The sequence below is a fragment of the Pseudoalteromonas sp. SCQQ13 genome (assembly GCF_015864415.1).
Classification (GTDB): domain Bacteria; phylum Pseudomonadota; class Gammaproteobacteria; order Enterobacterales; family Alteromonadaceae; genus Pseudoalteromonas; species Pseudoalteromonas nigrifaciens.
Map to the genome: position 1 here is coordinate 128479 of NZ_JADYXG010000005.1, position 17248 is coordinate 145726.

The window sequence follows — 17248 nt, forward strand, 5'->3', positions numbered from 1 at the left end:
CAGTTAATTGGAACTTGTAGGGTAACCAAATATCACTTTTAGCTTTGCCGTTACCCCTTTTGCTTTAAATGCACTTTTTACTAAATAAGCCCATTGATGAAAAGTTATGGTCAGTGGGTTGTTACTATTTAACTGCCCCACAATACCGTACTTACACGGTTTATCGGCTTTTTCCTCGGCGTAAGTGCCAAATAACTTATCCCAAATAATGAGTACACCGGCAAAATTTTTATCTAAGTAGCCGGGGTTAATAGCATGATGTACTCGATGATGCGATGGGGTGTTAAATACCTTTTCAAACCAGCCTAGTGTACTTACCGTTTGGGTATGCACAAAAAACTGATAGGCCAAATTAAGCGCCACTACGGTAAATACACTCAGCGGATCAAAGCCGATTAATATCATTGGCAACCAAAATAACCACATACCCGCAAGCGGATACATTAAGCTTTGCCTAAATGCGGTTGAAAAGTTCATTTTAGTTGAACTGTGATGCACCACATGGGCAGCCCATAACCAATGAATATGGTGCGACGCTTTATGAAACCAATAATACAAAAAGTCTTGTAGTAAAAATGCGCCAAATATCGTCAGCACCGACAGTTCAATATCAAATAACCTATATTGATGCAGCCAATAAAAAAATGGCATTAGCACAATTAAAGCAATTGCATCGGCGCCTTGGTGCATAAGCGCCAGTGCTGTATTCGCCAAGCTGTCTTTTATGTCGTAATAACGCCGATATTTAATAAATTCATAACTTACAAAAATAATAAATACAGGACTAAGGGCAAGTAAAATTATTTCTATGCTCATGATATGTTGCCCTTAAAGTTGGCTTTTAGTTTATTAAGCGCTTGTGCTATATCTTTTTTAATAAAAAATTTAATCACTAGGCTTGGCAGCCACCACGGTGTTTTACAGCGTATGTTATAGGTAACTTCGGTGCTTGTTGGGGCATTGTCACTAACGCAAAAATAAATATCGCCACGATGCTCTGCAACTGGTTTATTACCTATTATTTGATAACTAATATGATTGCTATCGGCGCTAATTATACGCTCTTCAAAGCGAACTCCTGCCATTATAACTTGCCTAATAGCACCTTTACCGCCAATAATTTCGCCTTCATTTTGCTTTTTTAATAGGACAAATTTAGCATTAAAAAAACGTTCTAATTGCGCATGATCAAGCAAAGCGTCTCTGACTTGTAGAGGCGTTGCTGCAATCTTTTGTTTTAAGGTTATTTGTATCATTTTTATATAATAAGTATTTTCATAATGCCCTACCATATAAAATTTTTTCGTGGCAAACTTGCTGTTACACGACCATTTTTTAGCTTTAGGCGACAAATGAGCACACTTGCCGATCATTATTTTTCAAGCTGTATTGATTACCTTGAAACACTTGGACTTAATAGCCAAGCTGTTTTGTCGGCTATTAACTTTAATGAATACAGTAATAAGCAAGCTCAGCAACTCGCGCCACGCATTAGCTTAAACAGTTACAACGCACTGCTAAATTATGCTCAGCAAACTCTAAACGAGCCTTTGTTTGGCTTTAAGCTTGGTCAGCAAATTCGAACTGCCGACTTTGGCATATTGGGTTACTTAATTGAATCGAGTAATAACTTAGCCAGCGCTATTACCGCACTGCTTAACTACGACAGTTTAGTTGCAGATATTGGTAGAGCAGAGTTTGAACAGCAAGGTGAGTTGGCAATTATTCGTTGGCTACCTAATGCTAACTGTAGCCCACAGGTTATTTTACGTAATATGACCGCTTGGGTAAGTGTTATTCGACAACTATTAAATCCACAGCTATCGCCCAGTACTATTTATTTTACCCAAGCTTTTACCAGCAATGAAAAAACAGTACTCACACACTGGTTTAACTGCCCCGTTAAAACTAACGCACAGTATAACCAAGTGGTATTTCCGAGCAGTTATTTAGCACTGCCATTTAAAACCGACAATACGCAAATTAATTTAGTGCTTAAACAGGTTTCTGAGCAGCAACTTTCACGCTTTAAAAGCCAGCAGCTACTAACCGAAAAAATTAGCCAGTTATTTATAGCTAAAAATGACTTAATCGACTGCAGTTTAATACGCACAGCAGGCGCGCTAAACATGACCCCGCGCACCTTGCAACGCCATTTAAAGCGCGAACAAATATCGTTTGCCGACTTACTTGAGCAAGAGCGTAAAAGGCGCGTAATACTGTGCATTGGCAAAGAGCCATTAAGTAACATAGCAATTAAACTTGGCTTTAACGACCAAAGTTCATTTAATCGTGCTTTTAAACGCTGGTATAACTGCACTCCACTGCAATATCTAAAAACACTACCTAAAAACATTGGCTAAAAATCAAACGTTACTTAACTCTTTAATTCAACATAGGTAATAAAAAGCCGCGGTTAAATTTAACCACGGCTTTTTATTCGCTTACTAATACGCTTACTTTCCTATCGCTTCTTTAGCAAACAAATGCTTTATTGGGCCTAAGTTATCAACCATTGAAAGCCCAACTCCACGAATTAGTTTTTTAATTGGGTTAGCACCGGCAAATAACTCTTTTAAAGAGTACATCATGGCAATGTGTTTTTGCGCATCGAGTTTACGGGTGCGCTCGTAATCACGTAAAGTACGCGTGCTGGCAAATTCTTTATTATCACTTGTTAGTAACTCAATTAAATAAGCGGCATCTTTTAGGCCTAGGTTCATCCCCAAGCCTGCAAGCGGATGAATCGTATGTGCAGCATCGCCAATTAATACGACTTTACCTGCAACCCATTGCTGGGCATAACGCATTTTAAGTGGAAATGCAGCGCGTACACTTTGCACTTCACACAAACCACATTGGCCATCTATTGCCGCCATAATGGCTTTGTTAAACTGGTTGTCGTCCATTGCTAATAGCTCTTCACAATGCGTTGGGTTTGTAGACCACACAATTGAATGGGTGTTGGCATCGCTCAACGGTAAAAATGCTAATGGCCCGCTTGGTAAAAACACTTGGCGTGCGGTATTGGCGTGTGGGTCTTGGGTTTTAACTGTAGCCACCAATGCATGGTGGTCGTAGTCTTTAAAGCTCAGCGCCATATTAAACTGCTTTCGAATTGCCGAATTTGCACCATCGGCGGCCACCAGCAGCTTTGCAATGATTGGCTCACCACTTTTTAAAGTAACAAATACATCCGATTCGCTTTGGTGTATTTGCTGATAACAAGTGTCGAACATCAGCGTAGCATTTGGCTGCTGCTCCAGCTCCTTTACAAGCGCGTAGCAAATAATATCGTTTTCAACTATATGACCTAAATGATCAAGCTCTAGTTGCTCACTATTAAAAGCTATTTTGCCAAAGCTGTCTGCATCGCGCACATCCATATGGGTATAGGCACTAGCACGCAAAGCAACTATGTGTGGCCATACGTTTAATTGTTCAAGCAAGGTTTGACTCGCAATACTCAACGCACTTACGCGCATGCCATACTCGTCTGTTGGCGGTGTTTGCTTTGGCGCAGCGTCAAGCACGACTACGCTTATACCTGCTTTTGCCAACCCAAGCGCTAAGGTAAGCCCTACACTGCCACCACCTACAATACATACCTGTACTTGTTTCATAAACCTTGACCTTGTTTAACTTGCCCCATTAACTGCTTAGCCAATGGCGCTTTTAAAGAGGGGAATAAATCCATCGAAAACAACCCAATACTACGGCCAAGTGCCAGTATGCGTGATGAATTTGAAAAAAGCCTTACTAAACCATCTGTTAGAGTCATCACGTTATTTATATCAGCGCTGCGCTGCTGTGCATACTCGCGAGTAAATGCATAACTGCCTAAGTCATTTGGGCTCTGGGCAATTAAGTTACTAAGTACTTGTACATCTCGCAGGCCTAGATTAAACCCTTGCCCTGCAATGGGATGAATTGCATGCGCAGCATTACCTATTACTACCGTGCGGTGCGCAATAAGCGATTCTACTTGCCCATACACTAAGGGGTAATTAGCACGCATACCCACTTTAGTAAATTGACCACCGCGATAACCAAAGGCACTTTGTAGTGCGCTTATAAAGTCGTCTTCACTTTGTGCCATGTGCTGCTCAACGTGCTGTTGCTGCATACACCACACCAGTGAATAGCGGTTGTTGCTCATAGGTAATAGCGCCATGGGGCCATGTTGCGTAAATCGCTCAAAAGCATGGTTATTATGCCCACCAGCTACTTCTATATTGGCAATAATAGCCCCTTGCTCATAAGCTTGAGTGTTAAACTTAAGTCCAAATAAGCTACGAGTTGGCGACTGTGCACCGTCGGCAATAACTAACAGCTTGGCGGCTATTTGCTCGCCACTTTGCAAAGTAACTATATTATTATGTAATTGCTGCTCAATGGCACTTACGCTATCAGGGCAATATAAACTGATATTTATTTGAGCGTTTAATAATTGATGTAACGAGCGGCCAAACGGGTTTACTTCAACCACATAACCAAGGGCATCTTTAGCAAACTCTTCACAGTTAATATCTGCTTTACCAAAATGGTGACGATCAGACACACTTACTTTTTTAATTGCTGTAGCGTACGGTGAATTTAACGCAAATAAATTTAAGCCTTGCAAGTACTCTACCGACTGCTGAGCAAGTGCTATGCTTCTATCATCAAAGCTCGGGTGATAGTCATTACTTACTTCATTCGCCTCAACAACAGCAATACTAAGCGCGGGATTTATTTTAGCCACGCTTAACGCACAGCTAGCACCGGCTAAACCGCCACCAATAACAACAACATCAAACTGCTTAGGCACTTTTTTCTCCTAGTCTTATGCGCTTTTATTGCTTTGCATAAGTGCTTCTATATCGCTTATGGTTTTTGGCGCACTTAGGGTGAGGTTTTCATAACCACTTGGGGTTACTAATAAGTTATCTTCAATGCGAATACCAATACCTCGGTATTTTTGCGGTGCATTTGAATCTTCGCTGATATAAAGCCCAGGCTCAATGGTTAAAACCATGCCCGCAGCAAATGCGCGTTCGCTATTATTTTGTTTGTAGTCGCCTACATCATGTACGTCTAGGCCTAACCAATGCCCCAAACCATGCATGTAATATTCTTTACAGGCTTGCTTTGCCATTAACTCATTAAAGTTGCCAGTTAAAATACCCAAATCTAGTAGACCTTGGGTCATTACTGCCATTGCTAAAGCATTAGCATGCGACATATAACCGCCGGGTTTAATTTCTGCAAACGCCACTTCTTGCGCTTTAAGAACAATATTATATAACGCGGCTTGCTCGGGGCTAAATTTACCATTCACTGGAAATGTACGTGTAATATCAGCAGCGTAGCCTTGTAGCTCGCAACCTGAATCTATTAACACTAGATCGCCACTTTTAAGGGCGTCGCTGTTTTGGGTGTAATGTAAAATATTAGCATTGTCGCCACTGCCTACAATAGTGCCATACGCTGGGTGCCGCGCACCATGCATTGCATAATGATGATGTAGCTCTGCTTCTAATTGATACTCGGTTGCACCGCTATGGGCAAAACACATTGCCCTAACATGGCCTTGTGCGCTAATTTCGCAGCCTGCGCGCATAATGTTTATTTCACTTGGTGATTTAAATAAACGCATTTCGTGAATTAACAAACGAATATCTTTAATGGTACTTGGCGCTGTGTCACCTTTTTTAGGGGCGCTGCGCAGAGTATTAAGCAAAGAGAAAACACGCCCATCAAAAGCCGAATATGCACCTTGCGCATAATATAAAACCGCTTTGCCATTGAGCAAATTAAATAACTGTTCACTCAACTCACTTAATCCATGGGTTGCATCAAACAAATATTCGTTTTTTGCTTTTTCAAAGCCTATTCTACGGCCATGCCATACTTCGGCTAGTTTATCTTTATTAAGGCAAAATAATGTACTGGGGGTGTCGCTATTTGGAGCAAGTACAAGTACGGCATCGGGCTCATTAAAACCAGTTAAGTAAAAAAAGTCACTGTCTTGTCTAAATGCATAGTGAGTGTCGCGGCTGCGCGTAACTTCGCTCGCCGCAGGTATAATTGCCACACTGTTACTATCCATTTTTGCAAGCAGACACTCACGACGTGCTTTAAACTCTGACTTTTGTATTTCAACCATGTGCAACAAACCCGTTTAACTTAAACTATTAATGAAGTGTTTTTTTAGTGCTAGCAGCACTTTGATCTTTACCTAACTCTGCAAAGCAAAGTAATGCCGACACACGCACATACTCAATCACTTCATGTAGTGCTTGGCTGTCTTCTTCAGTTTCTTCAAAGGTAGTATCAAGGCGAGTAATTTCGCTAAAATCGGTAATAACTTCTTTTACATCGGCTGATAATTTACCGTAATCTTTTTGCTTTAAACCAAAGCCAAGCATAAAACCTGCAACCCAAGAAACCAAACCATTAGCCTGATCTATAAGTGTTTCATCGTCGCTGGGTAAAAACAAATCAAACGCAAACTCTTCATCATTAAAACTAGCAACGACCTGCTTATAAATGCTGCCAAAAAACTGTTTTAAATTATTACTAAACGAATCACCATCGTTAAACACATCGCTTAACAGCCCTAGGTATTCTTTGTCGTCAATCGTTAACCCACAAGCTAATAAACCACTAATTACACCGTGCGCTTCGGCCGGTGATACAAATATTTCGTTTTTTTCTAATAATAATTGGGCTTCTTCGTAATCTGGTAAATCGCTCATTGTTATATCTTCATTTTGCTAGTTAAGGCAATGCTACCACTCGATAAAAAGCAACTCCAATAAATTCTATAATCAAACCGCTTAAGGGGCACTATTAAACACTTTAATAGTGGCAGCTCTTTATTGCTGCGGTATGCTTTATTAAGCCCAATATATAAAAAACATATTTATGGTTAAAAAGCACACTCATAAGTAAATAACTAGTAACAAGAGCATAATAACCACGCAAACAAAATAATATTTTACTTTTGGGGTTTAAGCTTTCGATTATGTCTTATATACTGGATTTGTTCCCTGGGGTGCTGGAGCTTGGTTAAGTCCCTGAGCCGATAAATTTTATACCAGGGTTTCTGTTCGTATACTATTGTGCAAGCTCGGCATGTACCGAGAAGCCTACGGTAAACCGCAGATTCCCGCCCTGAAACCTCAAGGTTTCAGGACTGACACCAACACCACACTTTGGGGAACACCTTCTTATTTTTATAATCCCTCTTATTATTTATTTGTCTTTTTTGTTATAACTTTCTAAATTATTTTTATAATCTTTGGCAAAAAAAAGCTGCAAGTAATTCCTTACTTACAGCTAAATTCTAAATGCTTACACTTATTTACTTAAACCAACCCTGAAAACGCTCCATGAGCATATAATTTACCGGTACTAGCAATAAAGTAATGAAGGTGGCGAATATAATTCCAAAGCCTAAGCTCACAGCCATAGGAATTAAAAATTGCGCTTGAGTCGCTTTTTCAAATAATAACGGCATTAATCCTATAAAAGTGGTTAAGCTAGTTAGCATAACTGGGCGAAAACGTGACGCGCCGGCAAGTTTAACTACCTCAATTAATTCAATCCCTTCTGTGCGTTTTTTATTAATATAGTCAACTAATACCAGCGAGTCATTAACCACTACGCCAATTAATGCTAGCATGCCAAGCAAGCTCATAATGGTTAATTCCATTCCCATGATCCAATGCCCTACTACAGCGCCTATCATGCCAAAGGGTATAACACTCATTACTATTAATGGCTGTAAATACGATTTAAACGGTATCGCTAATAGCGCATAAATAATAAAAAATACAAATACTAACGCCCAAGCAAGTGAACCAAACGACTCTCTTTGCTCTTTTGCTTCTCCTTCTAATGCATAATCAACTCCTGGGTATTGCTGCATTAGCTCATCCAAATACTGGGATAAATCAGCTTGGAGTATGGTCATGTTAGTGTTGCTTTTTTCTATATCGGCGGTCACATTTAAAGTACGGTAACGATCGATTCGATTGATAGTAGACGGGCTTTGCCCTGTAATTAAAATAGCCACATGCGATAAAGGCACTGAGCCACCGGCAGGTGTGTTTATGAGTATATTTTGCAAGTCGGCTACCGAGCGTCTTTCATCAATAGGCAAACGTACCATTACGCGCACATCGTCTCGCCCACGTTGGATCCTTTGTACTTGCGAGCCAAAAAACGAGTTACGCACTTGCCCTGCTACATTCACTCTATTTAAACCCAGCGCTAAGCCTTGCTCTGTAAGCTCTATTTGTAACTCTTCTTTACCATCAGACATACTATCGGCAATATCGAATACAGTTGGGTAGGTCGATAAACGCGTTTTAATATGATCTGCCACGTCTTGTAAAACCTTTAACGATGTACCGCTAAGCTGCACATCTATTGGATCTGAACTACGACCTATTTCGGCTCTAAAGGTGAGACTTTCAGCGCCGGGAATAACGCCAATTAATTCGCGCCATTCACTGGCAAGCTCGCGTGAGCCTATATCTGAATCACGTTTTTCAGCTGGGGTAATTTCAAAGCGTACTGCGCCTGAGTTAGATACTCCGCCGCGCCCGCCCGTTGTTGCTAAAATATTTAAAATAACGCTCTCCCCCGTATCAGGGTCACGGTATTTTTCTTGTAATTGCTGCGCCTTTTGCGACATATCAATCACGTACTTATTAGTTACTTCAAACGGCGTGCCAGCAGGCAGGGTTAAGTTTACCCGTACGGTTTCGCTGGGAATACGTGGAAAAAATACAAACTTAGTCCAACCACTGGTGATCATAGTTAAAATAATTAAAAACACGCCAACAAATAAGCTCACCGTTGCCAGTTTATGGCGCAGAGCTAAATTAAGAATAGGTTGATAATATTTTAAAATCGCACTTTCAAAGCCATCAGCAAAACGTTGCTGTAGCAGATCAAACTTTGATTGCTTACCTTTTTGGTGACGTAGCTTTATATATTTTAAATGTGCAGGTAAAACAAATTTAGATTCAATTAAAGAAAACAATAATACCGGAATAACCACCACCGGAATTTGTGCAAATAATGCCCCGCGTGCACCTTCAATAAAGGCTAATGGCAAAAAGGCCGCTACCGTGGTTAATACACCAAAAGTCACTGGCGTTGCTACTTCTTGGGTACCTAATATGGCAGCTTGTTCGCCCGATTCGGCTGTTTTTAAATGGGTGTAAACGTTCTCTCCGGTGACTATGGCATCATCAACCACAATACCGAGTACTAAAATAAAACCAAACAAGCTCATTACATTAAGCGTTACGCCAAAAATAGGCATAGCAATAAATGCCCCCATGAACGACACCGGAATACCAATAAACACCCAAAATGCGATAGCTGGGCGTAAAAATAAGGTTAGCAGTGCCAGCACTAAAATACCGCCTTGCAAGGCGTTAGTGGTGAGTGTGGCAATACGGCTTTTAACTAGCTCTGAGTCGTCATCCCAATAACTTAATGCAAAACCTTGCGGCAATGAAGGTTGCTGGGCATTTATATAAGCTTTTACTTCATCGGCAACAGTAATTGCACTTTGTGGGCCTATTCGGTATACGTCGATAAAAGCGGCTTGTTTTCCGTTAAAACGTGTACGCACTGGGGTTTCTTCAAAGCCGTCATTAATTGTGGCTATATCACCTAAGCGAATAATAGTACCGTCGCTTTGGTTTTTAACCACTATGCTGGCAAATTCATCTTTTCGGTATGCTTGTCCTTTTGAGCTAATAAGTACATCGCCACCTTGGGTTTTTAAGTTACCCGCAGAAATGTCTGAGCTTGAGTTAGCAACCGCATTAGAAATTTGCGCCAGTGTTAAGTCATATTGGCGCAATGTATCTTGGCTTACTTCAATAGCCAGTTCGTAGTCGCGCACGCCACTTAACTCAACCTGCGTTACACTGGGTAAACGTAATATTTGATCGCGTACTTGCTCTGCATACTCGCGAGTTTCTTTTTCGCCATAATCACTAGATACAGTTACCGCTATAACCTCTCGTTTTCGCTCAGCTAGAGCAACGATGGGTTTTTCAGCATCCCCAGGAAAGGTATTAATAGCATCAACACGGCTTTTTATATCAGCGAGCAACTCTCGAGGATCGTAGCCGCTTTCCACTTCAACAGTGACAGAGCCCGAACCTTCAGATGAGCGGCTAAATATTTGCTTTATACCCTCTAAATCTTGTACAGACTCCTCTATACGTATAGTGACACCTTGCTCAACATCCTCTGGCGTCGCGCCACGTAAACTAACCTGAATGCTGATCATATCGGTTTCAAACGAAGGAAATACTTCGATCGGTATTTTCGTCGATAAACTAAACAGCCCAGACAGCAACAAAGTTACTAACAATAAATTGGCAGCAACATGGTTTTTGGTAAACCAAGCAATCATGGCTTATCTCCTTGCTTTGCTGCGCGACGTTTTTTTACTAGCTCTGCAACACTAATGCCTTGCTCTTTTGCTTGTTGTGCTAATTGCTCTGCTGTTGGGCGTTGCTTCATACTTTGTGGTTTAGTCGCTTTATTATCTTCGCCTAAAATATTCACTTGTGTACCCGAACTAACTTGCCCCAGTGGCGTAATAACAAGTTTATCACCTGCTTTTAAGCCGGTTTTTATCATTGCAAAAGCGGCATTTTGCCATGCAAGCGTTATATCTTTACGCTTTAATACTCCCTGCTCAACAATATAAACGTAAGACCCCTGATAAATAGTGCTATTTGCAATAATAAGTGCATCAGAAACTGTTTTTCCGGTGATCTGCGCTTTAACGTATTGCCCTATTTTTATTGGGTATTGATTACTTTGTGTTGCTTTATAAGGGTCATTAATTTTAGCAACCACGTAGAGTTGCTGTGCACTTTCATCAATAGCACCTTCGGTACGCGCCAACTGCCCTTGCCATGTTTGCTCACCAACTAAATCAGAGCTAAATTTAATCACGGATCCGGCCTGGTTTTTAGCACCGTCGCGGTACTGCTCAGGTAAATTAATAAAAGGTAGGTCTTTGTTTTTTATTGGCAACCGAATCTCTACGCTGTCTATTGCGTAAATAGTAGCGAGCTGAGTATTGTTGCTAACAACTTGGCCTAAATCTACATTACGACTAAGTACTCGTCCTGCAAAAGGCGCTATTATTTGGGTACGTTCTAAGTTTAACTTGGCTTTTTCAAGTGTTGCTTGCGCCGATAATACTTGTGCTTGTGCTGCAGCTAATTGTGGCTCACGTAGCACCAAGCTACTTGCAGGTTTATCATTACCTAAACGCTGCCAATCTGTAATAGCCTGCTGCCCGCGGGCTTGTTCTTCTAAAAGGCCTTGCTTTGCTGTTAATAAGTTAGCCTGTGCCGATTTAACCTCTGCTTGATAGTCTCTATCGTCGAGTTGGATTAGTACCGCACCTTTTTTAAAAAAACCACCTTCTCTAAAGTCATCGCTTATATTTATAATTAAACCCGATGCTTGAGCAACTAATAAGCTTTGTGTACGTGGTTTTACTGTGCCGTAGCTGTCTACCATCACTTGATAGTTTTGCGGCTGCAACATTTGAACTGCTACATTAATTGATGCTTTTGGTGGTGCACCAAAGCGATTAGCTTCTGGCGGGTTACCTTTAATAAACATGACGATTAAAATAGTGGCAATAATAACCGCGATTGGAATAATAATTTTTGCTGTTTTAGTTTTCATTGCTATTACTCTGTAGTTCGGTTGAAGTGTTTGCAAAATCGCCACCAAGGGCAAGGTGTAAATTAACTCGGTTTGCTATCAATTGATTTTTAATACTAATTAAGGAGCTTTGAGCATCGAACGAGCGTCCTTGTGCATCAAGCACTGTAGTGTAGCTAACCAAGCCACTTTGATATTGCTCAAACGATAATTGCTCGGCAGCAAGGGCATTTTCTTGTGCTTCTAGCGTGCTTGTATATTGCGCTTTAAGTGATTGCTGTAGCGTAATCGCATTTTCTACGTCGCTAAAAGCATCGTAAAGTGTTTGTAAATACTGCTGCTCTTGTTTTTGGCTATTTAAACGCGCAATTTCTTCATTCGCTTTTAACCGGCCGCCATTAAAAATAGGCGCTGAAATACTGCCAAGTAATGACCATGCTAGGCTAGATGGCGAAAACAAATCACTTACTCTATCAGTAGTATCACTTAAACTTGCCGTTAAATTTAAACTTGGAAAACGTTGCTTATGGGCATAAGCCAAGTTTGCATCACTTGCTAAAAGCTGATACCAATTTGCACGTAATGTTGGCTTTCGGGTAATTAACTCTGAGGGTAAACCTAGTGGAATGTCAGTATTGATAACTGGTAGGTCATTATTTGCCGAGATAATTCCTTTCGGATAATCTCCCAATAAACGCTCAAGTACTCTTGCTGTAGTTAATAAGCTAGCTTGCTGAGTAGCAATACGTGAACGCTCATTATTTAGCTCGTTGCGAGCTAAATAAACATCGAGAGCTTCGTTTAATCCTTGACGATAACCTGACTCTATAATATCAAGATTTTGCAAAGCATTGGCTTCACGGCGCTTATATAAATCAAGTAATTGCTTTGCGGTTACTACATCAAACCAGCCCTTTACTACATCGGCAACTAGCTGTTGTTTGGCTTGTTCAAAGCGCGCCTGTTGCGCTAAGTAGTTTAAATTAGCTTGGCGATTAGAATCTGACAGCTTGCCCCATAAATCAACTTCGTAACCTAAATTCAAGCTCACTGAACTTGCATTATTATAACTAATTGGGCGGTTATTTTTACTGCGGCTAGTACGCGCAGATAAGTCCAGAGTTGGCCACAACGCAGCGCCCGACACAATTAACTGCTGCTTTTGGATCGCTACATCGTAACTACTTTGTAAAAGCTGCTGGTTATTTTTAAGTGCCTGCTCCACAAGCTTATTCAGCTGTGGATTTTGTAATTGTGTAAGCCATTGCTGCTGTACGTGTAATACCGGCGCAGAGGTTTTTTGTTGCCATTGCTGCGGTACATTGTTAGGTGCTTGTTCGCGCTGCTGTGAATTTATATTGCTCGCACAGCCGCTGAGCAGCACAATACTGAGTGCCAATAAAGTTGGCTGGTATTGTTGCCAAATCATAATTAAACCTGAATTACTGCTATTTATAATGTAATTCAAGCACTTTGAACTAAAACGCTCAACTTACTTTACATAACATTACATAATTAGCCATAAACTATCGGATAACTATTTATACTCTATTTCGACATTAATGATCATTAAGAAAGTTGAAAGTAACTATAAGTGGTTTGTATCACTAAGGGGGTTGCTAAGTAGTGTACTGATAAGCTTAAAATTAGTCTGGAACAATTTTAAGCTGTATGGGATGCAGGGATAAATAATCTTTATAAACAAAAAAACCTCACAAATGTGAGGTTTTTTAATAAATGGTGCCTCGACGCGGAATCGAACCACGGACACGAGGATTTTCAATCCTCTGCTCTACCGACTGAGCTATCGAGGCACATAAACTGTGCGAGTTAACTAAATATTCTAAGCTAACTTTTTACTAAACTGATTTAGTAAATAAATGGTGCCGACTAACCGAGTCGACGGGTAACTTGAACAGACTACTGATTACAGCTTTCTTTTCAAATTACATTATAAATGGTGCCGACTAACCGAGTCGAACGGTTGACCTACTGATTACAAGTCAGTTGCTCTACCAGCTGAGCTAAGTCGGCACACAAAACTGTGTGCTAAGGCACTTTATCAATTTTAAAGATTGATAACTTTTAATAAATGGTGCCTCGACGCGGAATCGAACCACGGACACGAGGATTTTCAATCCTCTGCTCTACCGACTGAGCTATCGAGGCACATAAACTGTGCGAGTTAACTAAATTTTCTAAGCTAACTTTTTACTAAACTAATTTAGTAAATAAATGGTGCCGACTAACCGAGTCGAACGGTTGACCTACTGATTACAAGTCAGTTGCTCTACCAGCTGAGCTAAGTCGGCACACAAAACTGTGTGCTAAGGCACGCATAATACTGTTTAATATCTTTGATTTCAAACACTATTATTTAATAATGGTGCCCAGACGCGGAATCGAACCACGGACACGAGGATTTTCAATCCTCTGCTCTACCGACTGAGCTATCTGGGCGTGCGGCGTATTAAACGAGTTTTGCTGTTACAAGTCAACTTTTTTTTCATTCTTTATAACTGTTTGCACGGTTTTTATGCAACTCGGGTCTTTTTTAATTAACACTGCTCATTTATACTACAAACAAGTGAAAAGTAGCACCATAATTTTAATCTAAACTATGCTAAAGTTGCGGCGAGTTATTTTTACTTGTTTTTGTTTATCCCAAAGTACGGTAAAGGCTTACCGTGTTATTAATATACCAATTAGGAAAAATCCATGCAGAGTAAGTTCTCTTCAGTGATAAAAGGTTTGTTACCTCTTTTTTTATTAAGCAATGTAATTATAACCACACTGTTTATAATTGCCTTTTCACTTTATTCTCAAAGTGAAGTGGATACTAAAAAGAGCGCACCGCTTATTGACATCACTTCACTGGCTAACAAGCTAGAAGCTCCTCTAATCGACGCTTTAACTATATACGGACAAGGTAAAGTACAAGAGCTGCTTGAGCTTACCTCTGTATTTAGTGACAACTTTGAATACACGCTATATCGCTTTAGCGCTACATCACAAACGGAGCTGGTATATAGTACTAACAAACCTGCAATTGCTGCTATTAAACTTAACGAGCATTTAGTTGATCAAGGTGTTTTACATAAAGTTTTAACGCTTAACGATCAACCTATTGGCGAGCTTATTTTAAAACAAAAAAAATCCCCTCCCACTTTAACTAAACAAACGTCATTATTGAGCGCCTATTTTATGGCTTGTATAGCGGTTATTACATTATTTGTATTAGCATTGCTATTAAACCAATATATTAATAACCGTTTACGTAAGAGTACGGGCTTGCTTAGCGAAGAATTACAGGCTGTAACTGATAGCAGTAATTTTAACAGCACTGTAAATGAGCAGTTAGGTAATGGCTTAAATGTGATTGCACTAAATATTAATTTTTTATTGAAAAAAGTACAAGCAGCTTTATCTGAGAATGAAAAAACTCGAAAAGAATTACAAAAACTGCAAAACAATCTTGAAATTGAAGTGCAAACTCGAACTCTTGCACTTGAAAAAGAAACTTTAAATGCGCAAAAAGCAAGTGAAACTAAAACGACCTTTTTAGCAACTATGAGTCATGAAATTAGAACCCCTATGAATGGCGTTATAGGAACTATAGATTTACTGCGCCAAACAAATTTAGACGGTTCACAATATCGGCTTAGTACCATTATTCGTGAATCTGCTTTTTCTTTACTGAGTATTTTGGACGACATTTTAGATTTTTCTAAAATTGAAGCAGGCAAACTAAATATTGACCCGATCCCGTTTTCTGTAACCGATACGATTGAAGAAGTGGTGCGCGTACTTTCTTCTATCGCTAAACACCGTGATCTCGATTTAAATCTATCGATTGCCCCTGATATCCCTATTAACCTTATTGGTGATAACACTCGAGTACGCCAGATACTATATAACCTATGCAGCAATGCGATTAAGTTTACCAGCACGAGTGAATCGCATAAGGGGCAAGTTAATATCTCTGTAGAGGTAGCTCACAACACAGCAGAACACTTCACTTTACGTTTTTGTGTAACCGATAATGGTAAAGGCATGAGCCAAGCGCAATTAAGAGAAATATTTAATCCGTTTATTCAAGCGGAAAGCTCAATAACCAGAGAATACGGTGGAACCGGCCTTGGATTGTCAATTTGTAAAAGTTTAACCGAGTTAATGTTAGGTACTATATCGGTTAATAGTAATATTGGCATAGGCAGTGAATTCATCGTGGAGCTGCCATTTAGTACTTCGGGTAAAATTAAGTTCGCACATAAAAATAGTTTAGATGGCAGGCATATTGTTGTAGTGAGTAATAATGTTGACCGTGAAAAAGTAATCTATCGTTATTTATCATTTATGGGCGCCAAAATAACTTATGTGCACAACGAGCAAGAAATTGAGTCTCTGCACGACGCTAAAGATATCATTTGGGTTGTTGATGGCATTGATGATATGGACAGCATAAATGCATTTTTAAGGCGTTTACTTTACTCTTTAGAGGATAATAATCAGCAGGTTGTCGTTTTAAGCAAGCTAGATGATGCAGCTATTAATCATAAAAATATTTTTTATATTAACGCAACGCCATTATGTAAGTCTAACTTTATGCTATCAATACTTGTAGCTGCAGGTTTACATCAGCCTAAGCACATTAAAAAAACCATAGCATACGATAACCATTTAACTACAGAGCAAGCTTTAGCCGCTAACAAGCTTATTTTACTAGTTGAAGACAACCTTTTGAATCAGCAAGTTATAACTGATCAACTGCACATCTTAGGTTACGGTGTTGAAGTAGCTAATAACGGTGAGGAAGGGATTAATATGTGGCGAAAAGGTAACTATTCGCTCATTTTAACCGATTTACATATGCCGATAATGTCGGGCTACGATATGGTCGAAAAAATCCGCAATGAGGCCGAAATGCTAGGTTCGGTTATTTCACAGCCTTATATAATTGCCGTGACAGCCAACTCTTTAAAAGGTGAAAAAGAACGCTGTTTAGCTGTTGGTATTAACGACTTTATTACTAAGCCTGTTGAGCTTAACGTTTTAGAAAGTACACTAATACGCTGGAATGAAAAAAGTAATCACAAGAGCATAGACATACCACATCAAAAGCCAGCAATGCCAATAGATATGGATTCAGTAGCTAAATACATTAATGGCGATGACGCGAAGAAAATACGTTTCTTTAAAATGTATTTAGAGCAGAGCCAAGAGCTAATAAAGTCGATTAACTTTGGTGTTATGCAAAGCAACGTTAATGAGATTCTTGAGGGGTGTCATCAATTAAAGTCTATATCTAAAACCATTGGGGCGCATCGCGTCGCTGAACTGGCCGTCGTGTTTGAAGAGCAATGTAAAACAGATGAACTAAACAGCGATAAGTTAATTGATTTAAGAGATCAATTAGAAATTGAATATTCTAAAGCTGCTCAATTTTTAAAAGAGCAAATTAAAAGTGCCGAGCAGCAAGAACAACCGAGTTAATTAATTTAGGTATAAAAAAAGGGCTATTTAGCCCTTTTTTTATTCC

Annotated in this window: 11 protein-coding genes, 5 tRNA genes and 1 other RNA gene; 3 read left to right on the forward strand and 14 right to left on the reverse strand. The window is 39.8% G+C overall.

Going from position 1 to position 17248, the window contains the following annotated elements; translation table 11 throughout:
- Nucleotides 1-3 precede the first annotated feature (3 nt).
- Both I6F41_RS05975 and I6F41_RS05980 read right to left on the reverse strand, forming a co-directional pair.
- On the reverse strand, nt 4-816 hold the full coding sequence (locus I6F41_RS05975) for a sterol desaturase family protein (RefSeq protein WP_086997331.1): 813 nt from the start codon (nt 814-816) through the stop codon (nt 4-6).
- Nucleotides 813-1256, reverse strand: coding sequence for an SRPBCC family protein (locus I6F41_RS05980; protein ID WP_089368931.1), 444 nt, complete (start codon nt 1254-1256; stop codon nt 813-815). The genes I6F41_RS05975 and I6F41_RS05980 overlap by 4 nt, the downstream gene beginning before the upstream one ends.
- A 96-nt stretch (nt 1257-1352) precedes the next feature.
- On the opposite strand from I6F41_RS05980, the gene I6F41_RS05985 reads away from it, so the two are divergent.
- Nucleotides 1353-2363 (forward strand): AraC family transcriptional regulator, encoded by a 1011-nt coding sequence (locus I6F41_RS05985; RefSeq protein WP_179807619.1) that lies wholly within the window; start codon nt 1353-1355, stop codon nt 2361-2363.
- Nucleotides 2364-2456: 93 nt separating this feature from the next.
- Here the strand turns inward: I6F41_RS05985 and I6F41_RS05990 are convergent, their stop codons facing one another.
- From I6F41_RS05990 to I6F41_RS06005, 4 genes are read right to left on the reverse strand one after another with little or no spacing between them, the layout of a single operon-like run.
- Entirely contained in the window at nt 2457-3623 is a 1167-nt protein-coding gene (locus I6F41_RS05990) for an FAD-dependent oxidoreductase (protein ID WP_182683822.1), read from the reverse strand.
- Entirely contained in the window at nt 3620-4810 is a 1191-nt protein-coding gene (gene ubiH / locus I6F41_RS05995) for a 2-octaprenyl-6-methoxyphenyl hydroxylase (protein WP_089367785.1), read from the reverse strand. The genes I6F41_RS05990 and ubiH overlap by 4 nt, the downstream gene beginning before the upstream one ends.
- A gap of 15 nt (nt 4811-4825) precedes the next feature.
- Nucleotides 4826-6148 carry a Xaa-Pro aminopeptidase gene (pepP, locus tag I6F41_RS06000; RefSeq protein WP_182683823.1) on the reverse strand — a complete coding sequence of 441 codons (1323 nt, stop codon included), beginning with the start codon at nt 6146-6148 and terminating at the stop codon, nt 4826-4828.
- A 28-nt stretch (nt 6149-6176) separates the two neighbouring features.
- The gene (locus I6F41_RS06005) at nt 6177-6740 is read right to left on the reverse strand and encodes a UPF0149 family protein (protein WP_182683824.1); all 564 of its coding nucleotides are present in this window, start codon (nt 6738-6740) and stop codon (nt 6177-6179) included.
- Nucleotides 6741-7028: 288 nt separating this feature from the next.
- Here I6F41_RS06005 and ssrS point away from each other — a divergent pair.
- Nucleotides 7029-7210, forward strand: a non-coding RNA gene (gene ssrS / locus I6F41_RS06010) — 6S RNA.
- A 138-nt stretch (nt 7211-7348) separates the two neighbouring features.
- Here the strand turns inward: ssrS and I6F41_RS06015 are convergent.
- From I6F41_RS06015 to I6F41_RS06050, 8 genes are all read right to left on the reverse strand, one after another.
- Nucleotides 7349-10432 carry an efflux RND transporter permease subunit gene (locus tag I6F41_RS06015; RefSeq protein ID WP_011327260.1) on the reverse strand — a complete coding sequence of 1028 codons (3084 nt, stop codon included), beginning with the start codon at nt 10430-10432 and terminating at the stop codon, nt 7349-7351.
- Nucleotides 10429-11730, reverse strand: coding sequence for an efflux RND transporter periplasmic adaptor subunit (locus tag I6F41_RS06020; RefSeq protein WP_089367784.1), 1302 nt, complete (start codon nt 11728-11730; stop codon nt 10429-10431). The genes I6F41_RS06015 and I6F41_RS06020 overlap by 4 nt, the downstream gene beginning before the upstream one ends.
- A complete protein-coding gene (locus tag I6F41_RS06025; protein ID WP_086993246.1) occupies nt 11720-13138 on the reverse strand; it encodes an efflux transporter outer membrane subunit in 1419 nt (472 codons plus the stop codon). The genes I6F41_RS06020 and I6F41_RS06025 overlap by 11 nt, the downstream gene beginning before the upstream one ends.
- Before the next feature lie 309 nt (nt 13139-13447).
- Nucleotides 13448-13523, reverse strand: a tRNA-Phe gene (locus I6F41_RS06030).
- A 144-nt stretch (nt 13524-13667) separates the two neighbouring features.
- Nucleotides 13668-13743, reverse strand: a tRNA-Thr gene (locus I6F41_RS06035).
- Between the two features lie 59 nt (nt 13744-13802).
- Nucleotides 13803-13878: transfer RNA gene (locus tag I6F41_RS06040), tRNA-Phe, on the reverse strand.
- 67 nt (nt 13879-13945) lie between these two features.
- Nucleotides 13946-14021 (reverse strand) — tRNA-Thr (locus I6F41_RS06045).
- A gap of 72 nt (nt 14022-14093) precedes the next feature.
- A tRNA-Phe gene (locus I6F41_RS06050) sits at nt 14094-14169 on the reverse strand.
- A gap of 258 nt (nt 14170-14427) precedes the next feature.
- On the opposite strand from I6F41_RS06050, the gene I6F41_RS06055 reads away from it, so the two are divergent.
- A complete protein-coding gene (locus I6F41_RS06055) occupies nt 14428-17202 on the forward strand; it encodes a hybrid sensor histidine kinase/response regulator (protein ID WP_182683825.1) in 2775 nt (924 codons plus the stop codon).
- Nucleotides 17203-17248 lie beyond the last annotated feature (46 nt).

Coding starts and splice junctions, on each gene's coding strand:
- I6F41_RS05975 (WP_086997331.1), bottom strand. CDS start 816: ATGAGCATAGAAATAATTTTACTTGCCCTTAGTCCTGTATTTATTATT.
- I6F41_RS05980 (WP_089368931.1), bottom strand. CDS start 1,256: ATGATACAAATAACCTTAAAACAAAAGATTGCAGCAACGCCTCTACAA.
- I6F41_RS05985 (WP_179807619.1), top strand. CDS start 1,353: ATGAGCACACTTGCCGATCATTATTTTTCAAGCTGTATTGATTACCTT.
- I6F41_RS05990 (WP_182683822.1), bottom strand. CDS start 3,623: ATGAAACAAGTACAGGTATGTATTGTAGGTGGTGGCAGTGTAGGGCTT.
- pepP (WP_182683823.1), bottom strand. CDS start 6,148: ATGGTTGAAATACAAAAGTCAGAGTTTAAAGCACGTCGTGAGTGTCTG.
- I6F41_RS06005 (WP_182683824.1), bottom strand. CDS start 6,740: ATGAGCGATTTACCAGATTACGAAGAAGCCCAATTATTATTAGAAAAA.
- I6F41_RS06015 (WP_011327260.1), bottom strand. CDS start 10,432: ATGATTGCTTGGTTTACCAAAAACCATGTTGCTGCCAATTTATTGTTA.
- I6F41_RS06020 (WP_089367784.1), bottom strand. CDS start 11,730: ATGAAAACTAAAACAGCAAAAATTATTATTCCAATCGCGGTTATTATT.
- I6F41_RS06025 (WP_086993246.1), bottom strand. CDS start 13,138: ATGATTTGGCAACAATACCAGCCAACTTTATTGGCACTCAGTATTGTG.
- I6F41_RS06055 (WP_182683825.1), top strand. CDS start 14,428: ATGCAGAGTAAGTTCTCTTCAGTGATAAAAGGTTTGTTACCTCTTTTT.